This window comes from Elioraea sp., from assembly GCF_051860475.1.
Classification (GTDB): domain Bacteria; phylum Pseudomonadota; class Alphaproteobacteria; order Acetobacterales; family Acetobacteraceae; genus Elioraea.
On the sequence record NZ_JBHYDW010000046.1, the window covers coordinates 13,776 to 27,144 of the forward strand.

Here is a 13,369-nt window from a genome sequence, read left to right on the forward strand (position 1 = left end):
GGCGGCGTCACGCCGCTTTCTGGCTGGCCTCGTTGGTGCCGAAGTCGATCGGGCAGACGCCGGACGCACAGTCGACGTGCTCGCGCCCGACCGCCTCCTTCGCCGCCGCCCCTGCGATCGCCGCGGCAATCAGCTCGTACTCGGCCTTGGTCACCGGTTCCTCGGGCTGATACTCGTAGGCCGTACTGTCGGCCTGCGGCATCACCGCGCAGGCGCGCACGGTCGGCTGGAGGTCGAGCACCGCCTTGCGGAACCCCTCGAACGAAACGGTCCGCGGGTCGTATTTCAGCGTGTAGGAGACCTGGTTGCCGGTATCGGGAAGGATCGGCTCGCCGCGCTCATCGACGCCTTGGATCCAGTACTTCTCGAGCAGCTGGAGGTATCGGTACTGCTCCTCCGGCGTCGCCTCGCCGGCAGTGACGATCGCATCCGCCAGTCCGAGCTCGTCGGCGAGCCGGACGATCTCAGGTTTGGTCGGGAAGCCGACCACGGTGGTGCCGCGATAGGTGGTCAGCTTGCGCACCGGGTAGCCCTTTGCCGCGTACTCGCGCACCATCGGGTCATCGTTGCGAAACTGCACCCAACGCAGGTACTCGCGCATCGACGGCAGATGCGCGCCCTCGGTCAGGCCGAACAGCTTGCTGGTGGTGCCGGCCGGCTTGATCGTAGTGTCGGTGTGCGGCGCGGTCAGGCCGAGGGAAGCCGAGTAGCGCACCGCCTCCTCGCGCACTGCGCGCTTGAAGCGTGACAGCATCATCCAGAATGGTCTGGCGCGTCGTTCGTCGACCAGGTCGCGGAAGCCGAGGCCAAACCGCTTCAGCGCCCATTCGTGCAGCCCGGTGATGCCGACGCCGATGCGGTTGGTGCGCCGCGTCTCGGGCCGGTAGAGGCAGTCCATCTGGTTCACGCGGATCAGCGCGCGGGCGGCCGCGCGGAACGCGGCCTCGGCGTCGTCGTCATCCGCCGCGTGATAGGGCACGACATCCGCGATCACGCAGTAGCCGCCCAGCATGAACAGGCTGATCTCGCCGCAGGGATTGGTGATCTGGGTGTAGCGGCAGCCGCGCGCGCGCGTGACGAGGTCGCGCAGCAGCGGATGGGTCTCGCCATCGGCCTGATACTTCTCGCTGCCCATGAACAGCGCGCCGGACTCATAGGCGTCGAGTCCCTCGTCGTTGGCAACCAGTTTGTCCTGGTTGATGAAGCCGGGCTCGCCGGTCTGGTCGTCATAGGCGGCCTTCACAGAAGCCTCGAACACCGCATGCGCGTGTGCCCAGTCGTCCCGCGTGGCATCGTCCCAGCCAGCGTCAGGCTCGGCGCGGTGCACATGCGCCCAGAACTCGGCATCGACCGTGATCGAGTTGTTCGACGACCACAGGAACCCGCCGCGCTTGACCGAGATGAACCCCAGCACCGAGCGGTCGCGCCAGGTCTTGGTGCTCATCCGCGCCGACCGGCGTGCCCCACCCACCAGCACGCACTCGGCGAGGTAGTGGTCGACGAACAGCGCTGCACGCCACGGCTCCATGCCGGAGCCGCGCACCATCGCCACGCGCGAGAGCGCATGCATGAACGGGCCCGGGCCCGAGGCGGGGCGGCCCTGCATACCCATGATCGGCGCGCCCTTGGGCCGCACACCGGTGAAGTCCAGCAGCACCACGTCGTCGCCGCGCCGCTCGAACGCCAGCCGCTCGACCACCTCGACCGCCTTGGCCCAGCCCTCGCGGCTGTCGGCGACCTCGTGCACGACGATCCGGCCGTGCGTGCCGTACATGTGTTCGGCGTCGCGGCGCGTCAGGAAGCCGGTGATATGGCCGGACTGCACATCCTTATGGCTCCAGTCAATCACCGGCACCACGATCGGCATGTCGCGCGCCCAGTCGACCGCCATCATGGCGTCGTCGTAGGCGCGGCCGACGCCCGAGCCGTTCAGCAGCAGCAGGTAGCAGAGGAAGCTCGTCGCCGCGGTCGAGCAGTTGGTGAACACCTCCATGTTGCGCCCGGGCTGCGAGGCGTCGCCGTGCTGGAGGTGCCGTCCGCTCATCAGCAGGGAGGCCTGGCGCAGGTGGTGGCGCAGCGTGGTGCGCTCGGCCTCGCGCCACTCCGAGCGGGGCTCGAGCAGGGCGTTGCCCAGGGCCACGCGTTCCGCGACATCCGCCCAGGACTCGGTCTCGATCCGGCCGACCGCCTCGATCCAGCCGGAGACGCGCCGGTCGTCGCCATGCTCGACGAAGAAGTGGCCTTCGTAGGCCCAGCCGTTGCTGCGCGCCCAGGCGGCGAGCTGGCTCTCGAGCGAGGCCGAGTCGTCGCGCGGCACCTCGAACGGCACGCGCTTCGGGATCGGAAGGCGGCGGACGATCCGGCGGTTGATGGTGCGGTCGGCCACCGCCTGGCCCATGCCCGGGGCGTAGGTGCGCGCCTGTGTCTCGCCCCAGGGCAGCATCGGCTGGGTCGAGGAGACGGGCGGCAGCGGCATCACGGTCATGGACGGAACCTCAACGGAGGGGGACAGGCGGAGTCGGAAGGCTACCAACGCGACGCAGGAATTTGCCATAGGATCATCTGCATATTGCGTGGGACTGTGGCCAGGACACCACATCTGGTAGGGAACCGCAGAGGGAACCTTACCCCCCCTTGCACACTTGATATGGGTGTTGAACGAGCGAGGGAGCACCCCGATGGCCGGCAAATCCGAACCGCAGCCCACGCTGGAGGAGCAGATCGCCCAACTTCAGGCCCAGATCGCCACGCTGATCGAATCGGGCGCCGAGACGGCCTCCACTGCCGCCAAGCAGGCGAAGGCAACCGGAGCGGCGGCGGCGACCGCCGTGCACGATCGGGTCGAGGTCGCGGCCGCGGGCGTCGCGGACGAGATCAAGGCACGGCCACTGACCAGCATCGTGATAGCCCTCGCGTTCGGCTGGCTGGTCGGACGATTCGTGTCGCGCTGATGCACCCTGCGGTTCGCCTCGCCGGATTGGCGCTCGAGGCCGAGGCGGTCGCGATCCGGGCGCGTACCCGCGCGGCCGGGCGCCGCGTGAGCATGCTGGCGGTCGCGGCGGGGTTCGGCGTCTTCGCCCTCGGCCTGATCCATCTCGCGGCCTGGCAGGCGATGCTGCCGTCGCTCGGCGAAGTCGCCACCCCGGCCGCGCTGGCGGCTGTCGACCTGGCGATCGCCGGACTGCTGATCCTGCTGGCGCGGCGGACCGACGGGACCGCGGAGGCGGCCGAGCGGACACGTGATCTTGCCCTCGCCGCCCTTCGTCCTGCGCTGACATCCTCGGCGGCGCTGATCTCGCTCGCCGGGCTCGCTGCCACGATCGTGCAGGCGCTGCGGCGGCGCTGAGGCGCGGTTGCCGGCCGTCGGGTCGGCTGGTAGGCGATCGGCTGTCCAAACGCAGGAGCCCGCCACGCATGACCGACGCCGCCATCGACTCCAGCGTGCTGACCGAGGTGGTGCACGGCGTCGGCCGGCTCGTGCTGAACAGGCCGCGCGTGCTCAACGTGCTCGACCCGGAGATGATCGCCGCGATCGACACGGCGCTGAGCGCGTGGCGCGACGATCCCGCCGTGCGGCTGGTGACGATCGAGGGCGCGGGTGGGCGGGCGTTCTGCGCCGGCGGCAACGTCCGGCTCATCCGCGACAACGTGCGGCGCGGCGATGCCGCCGCCTCGGGCGCCTTCTTCGCCGCGGAGTACCGCGTCAACCGGATGATCGCGGAGTACCCCAAGCCCTATGTCGCGCTGATCGACGGGCTGTCGATGGGCGGCGGCATGGGGCTCTCGATCCATGGCAGCCATCGCGTGGTCACCGAGCATGCGGTGATGGCGATGCCCGAGACCGCCATCGCGCTCTTCCCGGACATCGGCGCGTCCTTCTTCCTCGCGCGGCTGCCGGGCCGGCTCGGGCTCTATCTGGCGCTGACCGGGGCGCGGGTTTCGCCGGGCGACGCCATCTATGCCGGGCTTGCCACGCACTACGTCCCGCGCGCGTCGTTGGAGGCGCTCAAGGCGGCGCTCGCGCGCGACGGCATCGCCGCGCTCGCCGCGCATGCGCATCCGGCGCCCGAGAGCCTGCTCGCGCGCGATCGTGCGGCGATCGACCGCTGTTTCGCCGCCGATGATGTGCTGGAGATCCTGCGCGCGCTCGACGCCGAGGACACCGACTGGGCGAGGCGCACGCGCGAGACGCTGCGCCAGATGTCGCCGACTAGCCTGTGCGTGACGACGGAGCTGCTGAAGCGTGGCGCGACGATGAGCCTGCCGGATTGCCTGGCGACGGAGCTGCGTCTGACGCGTGGCGTGATCCGTCACCCGGACTTCGCCGAGGGCGTGCGCGCGCAGGTCATCGACAAGACGCGCGATCCCAAGTGGCAGCCGGCGCGCGTGGAGGACGTCTCGCGGACGGCGGTGCTGGCGCTGTTCGAGGGGTCCTAGTGGACTGCCCCATTCAGAGGGTTCCCTGAACGGGTAGGCTGGTTGAAGCTCTTGGAATGAGAGCAGGGATTGTCGTCTTGGTCACGCCGCAAGATCGCATTCGCCTCGAAGCGATCGTCGCGGATCGCAACACCCGGCAAAAGCACGCGGCGCGTGCCCGTGTGATCGTCGCCACGGCCGACGGATGCGGGACCACCGAGATCATGCGCCGCTCGGGCCTGTCCAAGCCGGTGGTCTGGCGGTGGCAGGAACGCTTCATGCAGGAGGGCGTCGACGGGCTGCTGCGCGACAAGACGCGCAAGCCCGGCAAGCCGCCGCTGCCCGCTGAGGTGGTCCAGCGCGTGATCGACCTGACGCTGGCTGATCCGCCCGGCGAGACGACGCACTGGAGCGTTCGCGCGATGGCCAAGGTGGCTGGCATCGGCGCCGTCAGCGTGCAGCGCATCTGGCAGGCCAACGGCCTGACGCCGCACCGGATGAAGACGTTCAAGCTCTCCAACGACCCGAAGTTCGCCGAGAAGTTCAGCGATGTCGTGGGCCTTTACGTCGATCCGCCCGCCCATGCCGTTGTGCTGTCGATCGACGAGAGTGAGCCTGCGAGCGCCACGGGTCCGAGCGAGCAGGCGAACCAGATCCAGGCGCTCGACCGCACCCAACCCGGCCTTCCCATCAAGAAGGGCCGAGCCGGGACGATGACCCACGACTACATCCGCAACGGCACCACCACCCTGTTCGCCGCGCTAAACGTGCTGGATGGCACGGTGATCGGCCGCAACATGCAGCGCCACCGGCATCAGGAATTCATCCGCTTCCTCAGCCAGGTCGAGGCCGCGGTGCCAGCCGGCAAGACGGTTCACGCCGTGGTCGGAGCCGAAGGCGACGCGCAGCGGCACAACTACGCCACCCACAAGCACCCCAAGGTGCGCGCCTGGCTCGCACGCCATCCCCGCTGGACCTTCCACTTCACCCCCACCAGCGCGTCCTGGCTCAACGCCGTCGAGGGCTTCTTCTCGGCGCTCACCCGGCGTCGGCTCAAGCGCGGGGTCTTCTGCTCGCTCGTCGACCTCCAGGCCGCCATCAACCGCTACGTCGCCGAGCACAACAAACATCCCAAGCCCTTCACCTGGACCCCCGACCCAGATCGCGTCCTCGCCGCCATCAACCGCGGGAAGCAAGTGTTGGAGTCACTCCACTAGCGCCCCTTCTCAACCCATTCTAGATTATCCTTGCATAGTGAGCGGCCAATGCGAGATAGCAAACTGCCACAATCACATAAATCAAGGTTAGCAAATTACCTCCAGCTATATTATGCTTGCATAGTGAGCGTCTAATGTGAGATAGCAAACCGCCATAATCACATAAATCAACGTCATCAAATCACCTCCTTTCAGTATCCAAAAGAGTAGGGAAATAGGAAACTGTAGCACGCCGCAGGGGGTTTTTCAACTTTTTTAGTTCCGGTTGGAAGCGCGCCCGCCACGCCCGAGGCGAGGTGCCGAGCCGGGCGCGGAAATGGTGGCGCAGCGTGTCGGCGGCGCCGAAGCCGCATTCCGTGGCGATGCGCTCGACCGGCAGGGCAGTGGTTTCCAGCAGCTCCTTCGCCCGGCCGATGCGCTCGGCGAGCAGCCAGTCGGCCGGCGAGAGCCCGGTCGCCTCGCGGAAGCGGCGCTGGAAGCTGCGGAGACTCATGCCCGCCTCGCGCGCGAAGGCTGCGACCGGGATGGCGCGGTCGAGCCGGGCGCGCGCCCAGTCCAGCGCGGCCGAGAACCGTCCAGGCTTCGGCGGCACGGGGCGAGGGATGAACTGCGCCTGGCCGCCCTCGCGATGCGGCGGCACCACCATCCGCCGCGCCACCTCGTTGGCGCGCGCGGCGCCGAAGTCTCGCCGCACCAGATGCAGGCAGAGGTCGATCCCGGCGGCGCTGCCGGCGCTGGTGAGGATCGTACCCTCGTCCACGTAGAGCACGTCGGGATCGACGAACACGCGCGGATGGAGCCGCCGCAGCGTCTCGGTGTAGCGCCAATGCGTGGTCGCGCGGCGTCCGTCGAGCAGCCCGGCCTGGGCGAGCACGAACACGCCCGAGCAGATGGTCAGCAGCCGCGCGCCGAGCGCGTGCGCGCGGCGGATCGCCGCCACGATCGCCGGCGGCACGGGGGTCTCGGCGCCGCGCCAGCCGGGAATGACGATCGTGCCGGCCCGCGCGAGCGTCGGCAGGCCCGCAGTCGCGCGCAGGCTGAACCCGCCGACCGCGCGCAAGCTCCCGCGCCGCTCGGCGCAGACGACGAAGCGGTACCACGGGTCGAACTCCGGCCGCTTGAGGCCGAACACCTCGATCGCAATGCCGAACTCGAAGGTCGCGAGCCCATCATAGGCAAGCGCGGCGACGGTCAGGTTCGGCGGTGGCGCGATCTTCGCGGTCATTGGCGTTCACGCCAATGTCGCACGGCGCGGCGGCGATCCACAATCCGCGCATCGCAACGACAAGGGACCCAGCATGAACCCCGTCACCGCCGTACCCGCCGCCGATCCCGTGCGCGCGGTCGCGCATTTCACCGACAAGCTCCGGCTCGAGACCGACTGCTCTGACGTGCACGCCGCCATGCAGGCGCGCGAGCCGGGCTTCGTGCTGCTCGACGTGCGCGGACCCGACGCCTACGCGCGCGGCCACGTGCCAGGCGCGGTGAGCCTGCCGCACCGCACGATCAGCGACGAGACGCTGAAGCGCTGGCCGCCCGGCACGCTGTTCGTCGTCTACTGCGCCGGGCCGCACTGCAACGGCGCGGACAAGGCTGCGGCGAAGCTCGCCGCCCACGGCAAGCGCGTGAAGCTGATGCTCGGCGGCGTCACCGGCTGGCAGGACGAGGGGTTCGAGCTGGCGACGGGCTGAGAAGCGCGTCGGCGCTTGACGGCTCGTACCGGGGCAGCGGATCGTTCCGTCCGCAACGGGAGGAACGCCGCGATGTCACGCCGAACCCGATTCGGTCTCGCTCTTGCCCTGGCGCTGGGCGCTGCTCCGGTCGCAGCCAACGATCTGCGCTTCGGCATCGCCAATGCGCCCTCGTCGATGGACCCGCATTTCCACAACCTGCTCGTCAACAACATGACGCTGCAACACGTATTCGAGCCGCTGACCTGGGAGGAGGTGGACGGACGGATCACGCCGCGTCTCGCCGAGGGCTGGCGGATCGTCGATGACACGACCTGGGAATTCCGACTCAGGCGCGACGTGCGGTTCCACGACGGCGCGCCGCTCACGGCCGACGACGTGATCTTCACCCTCGCCCGCGTGCCGACGGTGCCGAACAGCCCGGGCCTGTTCGTCACCTTCGTCCGCCCGATCGTCGGCATCGACAAGGTGGACGACCACACGCTGCGCTTGCGCACCGCCTCGCCCTACCCTTTCCTGCCGCGCGACCTGACCGCGATCATGATCCTGTCCGAGCGCGTCCATCGCAACGCGACAACCGCCGACTTCAATTCCGGACGCGTGATGGTCGGCACGGGGCCATACCGGTTCCTGCGCTACGCGCCGAACGAGAGCGTCGAGCTCGCCGCCAATCCCGCCTACCGCAACGGCGCCCCGCCCTGGAACACGGTGAGCATCCGTGCCATCACCCAGGACGGCGCGCGCGGGGCGGCACTGCTCGCCGGCGACATCGACATCATGGACCGCGTGCCGGGCAGCGACCTCGCGCGGTTCCGTGCCGATCCGCGCATCCGTCTCGCCAGCATCCCGGCGGCGAGCCTTGTCTACATGTTCCCGGACGGCAACCGGCCCGAGGTCCCCTTCGTGACCGACCACGCCGGGCGTCCGCTGCCGGCGAACCCGCTCGCGGATGTGCGGGTCCGCCGCGCGCTCGCCATGAGCATCGACCGCACGACCTTCGCCGACCGCCTGCTGGAGGGCCAGGCGGCGCCGGCGCATCAGCTTCTTGGTCCGATCGCCGAAGGCCACAACCCGTCCCTGCCGCCGATCCCCTACGACCCCGAGGGCGCGCGCCGGCTGCTGGCCGAGGCCGGCTATCCGGACGGGTTCTCCATCACGATCCATGGTCCGACAGGGTTCATTCCCGATGACGGCAAGATGCTCCAGGCGGTCGGCCAGTACTTCACCCGCATCGGCGTGCGCACGCGCGTCGAGACGCAGCCGCGCAACGTGTTCTTCCCCAAGGCCACCGCACGCGACTTCTCGATGTTCCTCGGCTCCTGGGTCGGCACGCTCGGGGCGAACACGCTGCGTGCGCTGCTGACCACCTACTCGCCCGAGCGCGGCTGGGGCGCGTTCAACCGTCAGCGCTACTCCAACCCGACGCTCGACTCGCTGATGGACCGGGCGCTCGCCACGCTGGACGACGAGGGCCGCAACCGCCTGATCGCCGAGGCCGAGCGTGTGGTGATGGAGGACATGGCGCTGATCCCGCTCGTCTCGACGCGCAGCACCTGGGCGATGCGCGCCGACAAGGTCGAGTACACGCCCTCACCGCTCTCGCGCAGCCAGGCAATGCTCGCCCGGCCGGTGAAGTGACCTCGGTCAGGTGATCCGCACCGCAAGCCCGCGGCCGCGGTCGGAGCGGTCGAAGATCACGGGCGCGATGCGGTCGAGCGCGACCTCGTCGGCCGGCCAGAACGGCCGACCGTGGGTGTAGGGCAGCTCGGTCGGGGCAAAGCGCGACATCCCCGGCGTGTCGGCCTGGATCGGCGTGGCCACGCCATCGAACGAGAGCTTGAAGTGGAAGAACGACTTCGCGACCACGAGGTCCTGCTCGGCGATGGCGATGCCGTTCGATTCGAAGGCGGCCGGATCCTGGGTCAGGCCGGGCTCGCTGGTCAGCAGCACCGCAACGCCCCCCGACCGGACCACCGCGCATGGCCCGAGCTTCGAGGGCTGGCCGCGCATGTAGAGCCCGGTGTTGACGAAGCTGCCGTCGCCGAGATGGCTGACGGTGCCGGTCAACGGATAGGGCCGCATGCCCGGCGTCAGCTGGCCGCCGACCTCCAGCGAGACGGTCGCGCCGATGCCGGCCGCGCGCGCCGCCGCGACCGCGGCCGCGTCGGTGACCGGGAGCGCGACACGCAGCCCGGCGCCGCGCTCCTTCAGCCGCCAGAGCAGCGCGGTGCCGTCGCCCGGCGCGCCGGCGAGCACGTTGTCGCCCTTGTCGCCCATCACATAAGGCCGGCCTGAGGGCTCGTTCAGCACGCGGTCGATCACGGCGTCGAGGTCCGGCCAGGTCATGACGAAGCGCTCGCGCGCCGCCCACATCCGGCTGGCGATGTCGGTCGCGGCGGCTTCCGCCGTTGGGGTGTCAGCATCGGCAATCGCCAGCACCACCTGCCCCATGTTGGGCGCGTCGATGAAGGAGTGGGTGTTGAAGATGGAGTAGTCCACCAGCGACGGCGCGCGGGCGAGCCAGGCACGGCCCAGATCGTGCAGCTCGCGCAGCGGCCCGGTCGCGGTCTCGGAATTGCCGCGCGACATGAACGGCAGATGCACAGACGCCGTGACCGGCCGGAGCCGCCCGGCGAGCATGTCGAGCGCGAGGCGGGCGGCGCGCTCGCCGGCCGCCTGGAGATCGGAGTGCGGATTCTCCTTGCAGGCCGTGACGATGTCGGCAGCGGCCAGCATGGCGCGGCTGCAATAGGCGTGCAGGTCGAACCCGGCGGTGAGCGGCACGGCGCTGCCGACCGTGCGACGCAGGGCGGCCAGGAGATCGCCCTCCGGATCAGCGAGTCCATCCACCAGCATGGCACCGTGCAGCGACAGGCACACCGCATCGGGCGATTCCGCCGCGGCCGCCGCGACGATGCGGTGCTTCGCGTCCTCGTAGAAGCCGCGCTCCACCGGCCCGCCCGGCCGCGTCTTGGCCGAGAGTGTCGGGATGATCTCGGCGCCGGCGGCGTCGAGCGCGCGGGCGATCCCGCCGAGGATGCCGGAGGAGCTGCGCGCCGCCTCCAGCATCGCCGCCCCCTCGAACACGAAGAAATCCTGCGCCCGCGTCAGCGTCGGGTTGAAGCAGTGGCCCTCGTGGAAGAGGTGGGCGACGAGGACGCGGGGGCGCGGCATGAGGTGCTCCGTTCGGGTTGGATGCTCAACGGTAGCAGCCCGTCCACACGCCGCCAGAGACTCAGCGCGGCTCGTCCATCAGCCCCTTCACGAGCGAGAGGCAGGCCAGCAGCAGCACGATCGTGAACGGAAACCCGGTCGAGACCGCCATCGCCTGCAAGGCCGCGAGCCCGCCGCCGAGCAGCAGCGCGATCGCCACCAGCCCCTCGAAGCTGCACCAGAACACGCGCTGGCTCTTCGGCGCGTCCACCTTGCCGCCGGCGGTGATGGTGTCGATCACCAGGCTGCCGGAGTCGGACGAGGTGATGAAGAACACCACCACCAGCACGATGCCGACGAAGGATGTGATCGCGGTCAGCGGCAGGTGTTGCAGCATCGCGAACAGCTTCAGTTCCAAGGGCGCATCGGCAGCCGCGGTGATGCCCTGGTCGACGATCTGGCTGATCGCGGTGCCGCCGAAGGTGGTCATCCAGAACACCGAGACGAGCGAGGGGATCAGCAGTACGGCGATGATGAACTCGCGCACGCTGCGCCCACGGCTGACGCGCGCGATGAACATGCCGACGAAGGGCGACCAGGAGATCCACCAGGCCCAGTAGAACGCGGTCCAGCCTTGGCGGAAATTGTCGTCGTCGCGCCCGAACGGCATCGAGAGGGCGACGAGCTCCGAGGCATAGGCGCCGAGATTGGTGAAGAACCCGGTCAGGATCGCGACAGTCGGTCCCGCGACGACGACGAACAGCACGAGCGCGGCAGCGAGCAGCATGTTGAACTCGGAGAGCTTCTTCACGCCCCCTTCGATGCCACGCAGCACCGAGCCGATCGCGATCAGCGTGATGGCGACGATCAGGATCACCTTGGTCGCGTCGCCGTCCGGGATGCCGAACAGGAAGGCGAGCCCCGCATTGGCCTGCTGCGCGCCGAGCCCGAGCGAGGTCGCGAGCCCGAACAGGGTGGCGAACACCGCGAGCGTGTCGATCACGTGGCCGGGCCAGCCCCAGACCCGCTCGCCCAGCACGGGATAGAAGGCCGAGCGCATGGTGAGCGGCAGGCCCTTGTTGTAGGCGAACACCGCGAGCGCGAGGCCGACGACAGCGTAGATCGCCCAGGGATGCAGGCCCCAGTGGAAGATCGTCGCCGCCATGCCGAGCGAACGCGCTGCCGCCGGGTCACCCGCGGCCGCGCCGAGCGGTGCCCAGTCGCTGCGCACGCCGTTCTCGACCGCCACACCGCCGAAGGCGCTGTTGTAGTGCGAGATCGGCTCGGAGACCCCGAAGAACACCAGCCCGATCCCCATGCCGGCGGCGAATAGCATCGCGAACCAGCTGGCGTAGCCGTAATCGGGCGTGGCCTCGGTGCCGCCGATCCGCACCCGCCCGAGCGGCGAGACGATCAGGAACAGGCAAAGCAGCACGAACAGGTTGGCCGCGGAGAGGAAGAACCAGTCCAGCGCCCCGACCAGCCAGTCGCGCAGCCCGGTGAAGATCGGTCCGACCTCGGACTGGAACGCCAGCGTGAGGAAGGTGAAGGCGACCACGGTCAGGCCGGAGACCGCGAACACGGGGTTGTGGATGTCGAGCGCGAACGGCCCGACCTGCGGGGTGATGTTGTCCTGGCCGATCGTGTAGTCGGTCTCGATCGGCGTGCATTCCCCGTCCGGCGGGGGCAGGCCGGTGTCGTTCTCTCGCGCGGTCTCGTCGGTCATCGCGGTCCTCCATGGTCCGTCCCGCGGCATGGCGCAGCCGGCGCGACGTTCCGGCACAATGCAGCATGCACCCGCCAGGGACGGTGTAATGCCGAGCGCAAACATCCTGCCGCTGTTCTGGGGCAGGTCTCGGCAGCGTGAGGCCGTCGCCAGTCGACTCGCGAAGACGACGGAGCAGTTTCTGGCACGATGGTAAGCCGTCGCCTCCGGGGTTGGAACCCCTGATTGCCTCTGGGCTCATGCAGACTGCCGCAACGTCGGCCTGGCGCACGGCTTGTCCGTCCATCGACTGGCGGCAGCGCCTGCCCTCTGGCCGATTCTGCTTCGATGTCCTGTCGCATCGAACCCAAGCCGCGCCGGCGCCGCGGAGCGCCGCCCCGCGCCCTCAGCCGGCGGGCCGCCGCCACGGGTCATAGGTGCCGACGTTCCACAGATGCCCTTCCGGATCGCGGCACGAGAAGCCGCGGCCGCCATACGCCTCGTCCTTGATGGCGATGACGATCTCGGCCCCGGCGGTCCGGGCGCGGGCGTACACCGCGTCCGCGTCCGCCACGACCAGATACGGGCTCTGCGTGGTGCCGCCGAGTTCGGACGGCATCTTCTGCGCGCGGTCGAACTCGGCGCTGCCCGCACCCTGCGAGCCGAGCATGATCATCCCCTCGCCGAGCGTGAGCTCGGCATGGGCGATCCGCCCGTCCTCGGTCTCATGGACGGCGTTGCGCGCGAAGCCGAACACCTCGCAGAGCCAATCGATCATGCGGGGCGCGTCGCGATAGACGAGGCAGGGAATGGCGGTGCTGGGCATGGCGTCTCTCCGTGGTCGCTGCCGGTGGCGATCCTGCGCAGCTCCTGGCACGGCGGTCTTGAACGTTTGTCAGCCCGCTTCGGCGAGGATCAGGCTGCCGTCGGGCAAGAGCCGCGACAGCAGCGCCCGCGGCGAGTCGCCCGCAAAGCGGCGCACCTCGCGGCTGAGATGCGCCTGGTCGGCATAGCCAGAGGCGGCGGCGAGGTCGGCGAGGCTGGTCACCTCGCCCCGCTCCAGCCTCGCCATGGCGCGCTCGAACCGGATCAGGCGGCCAAGGGTACGCGGCGGCAGGCCGAACTCGTGGCGACACAGCGTGACGAGGTGCTGGCGGCTGCACCCAAGCGCCTCGGCAAGACCGCGC

General features: G+C 69.5%; 12 protein-coding genes. 6 read left to right on the forward strand and 6 right to left on the reverse strand.

Translation table 11 applies throughout. The features are described from left to right. Positions 1–7: 7 nt before the first annotated feature. A complete protein-coding gene (locus ACTIFU_RS10430; protein ID WP_439578242.1) occupies positions 8–2,485 on the reverse strand; it encodes a ribonucleoside-diphosphate reductase in 2,478 nt (825 codons plus the stop codon). A gap of 193 nt (positions 2,486–2,678) precedes the next feature. Here ACTIFU_RS10430 and ACTIFU_RS10435 point away from each other — a divergent pair, with 193 nt between their 5' ends. From ACTIFU_RS10435 to ACTIFU_RS10450, 4 genes are all read left to right on the forward strand, one after another. Then, positions 2,679–2,951, forward strand: coding sequence for a hypothetical protein (locus ACTIFU_RS10435; RefSeq protein WP_439578243.1), 273 nt, complete (start codon positions 2,679–2,681; stop codon positions 2,949–2,951). Then, complete coding sequence (locus ACTIFU_RS10440; protein WP_439578244.1) at positions 2,951–3,346, forward strand: hypothetical protein; 396 nt, start codon at positions 2,951–2,953, stop codon at positions 3,344–3,346. Before ACTIFU_RS10435 ends, ACTIFU_RS10440 begins: the two co-directional genes overlap by 1 nt. A 68-nt stretch (positions 3,347–3,414) precedes the next feature. Continuing rightward, on the forward strand, positions 3,415–4,437 hold the full coding sequence (locus ACTIFU_RS10445; protein WP_439578245.1) for an enoyl-CoA hydratase/isomerase family protein: 1,023 nt from the start codon (positions 3,415–3,417) through the stop codon (positions 4,435–4,437). A 56-nt stretch (positions 4,438–4,493) separates the two neighbouring features. Next, positions 4,494–5,633, forward strand: coding sequence for an IS630 family transposase (locus ACTIFU_RS10450; RefSeq protein WP_439578246.1), 1,140 nt, complete (start codon positions 4,494–4,496; stop codon positions 5,631–5,633). Between the two features lie 181 nt (positions 5,634–5,814). Here ACTIFU_RS10450 and ftrA read toward each other — a convergent pair whose 3' ends face one another. After that, the gene (ftrA, locus tag ACTIFU_RS10455) at positions 5,815–6,858 is read right to left on the reverse strand and encodes a transcriptional regulator FtrA (RefSeq protein ID WP_439578247.1); all 1,044 of its coding nucleotides are present in this window, start codon (positions 6,856–6,858) and stop codon (positions 5,815–5,817) included. Between the two features lie 73 nt (positions 6,859–6,931). Here ftrA and ACTIFU_RS10460 point away from each other — a divergent pair, with 73 nt between their 5' ends. Both ACTIFU_RS10460 and ACTIFU_RS10465 read left to right on the forward strand, forming a co-directional pair. Beyond that, positions 6,932–7,324: a rhodanese-like domain-containing protein gene (locus tag ACTIFU_RS10460; RefSeq protein ID WP_439578248.1), complete on the forward strand. Its 393-nt coding sequence runs from the start codon at positions 6,932–6,934 to the stop codon at positions 7,322–7,324. Positions 7,325–7,396: 72 nt separating this feature from the next. Next, positions 7,397–8,962, forward strand: coding sequence for an ABC transporter substrate-binding protein (locus ACTIFU_RS10465; RefSeq protein ID WP_439578249.1), 1,566 nt, complete (start codon positions 7,397–7,399; stop codon positions 8,960–8,962). Between the two features lie 6 nt (positions 8,963–8,968). Here the strand turns inward: ACTIFU_RS10465 and ACTIFU_RS10470 are convergent, their stop codons facing one another. The 4 genes from ACTIFU_RS10470 to ACTIFU_RS10485 all read right to left on the reverse strand — a co-directional run. Further along, entirely contained in the window at positions 8,969–10,498 is a 1,530-nt protein-coding gene (locus tag ACTIFU_RS10470) for a M81 family metallopeptidase (protein WP_439578250.1), read from the reverse strand. Positions 10,499–10,559: 61 nt separating this feature from the next. Next, positions 10,560–12,203, reverse strand: coding sequence for a BCCT family transporter (locus tag ACTIFU_RS10475; protein WP_439578251.1), 1,644 nt, complete (start codon positions 12,201–12,203; stop codon positions 10,560–10,562). A gap of 385 nt (positions 12,204–12,588) precedes the next feature. Next, the gene (locus ACTIFU_RS10480) at positions 12,589–13,008 is read right to left on the reverse strand and encodes a VOC family protein (RefSeq protein ID WP_439578252.1); all 420 of its coding nucleotides are present in this window, start codon (positions 13,006–13,008) and stop codon (positions 12,589–12,591) included. Between the two features lie 69 nt (positions 13,009–13,077). Beyond that, the coding region (locus ACTIFU_RS10485) for a helix-turn-helix domain-containing protein (RefSeq protein WP_439578253.1) at positions 13,078–13,369 on the reverse strand (292 nt) is incomplete at its 5' end.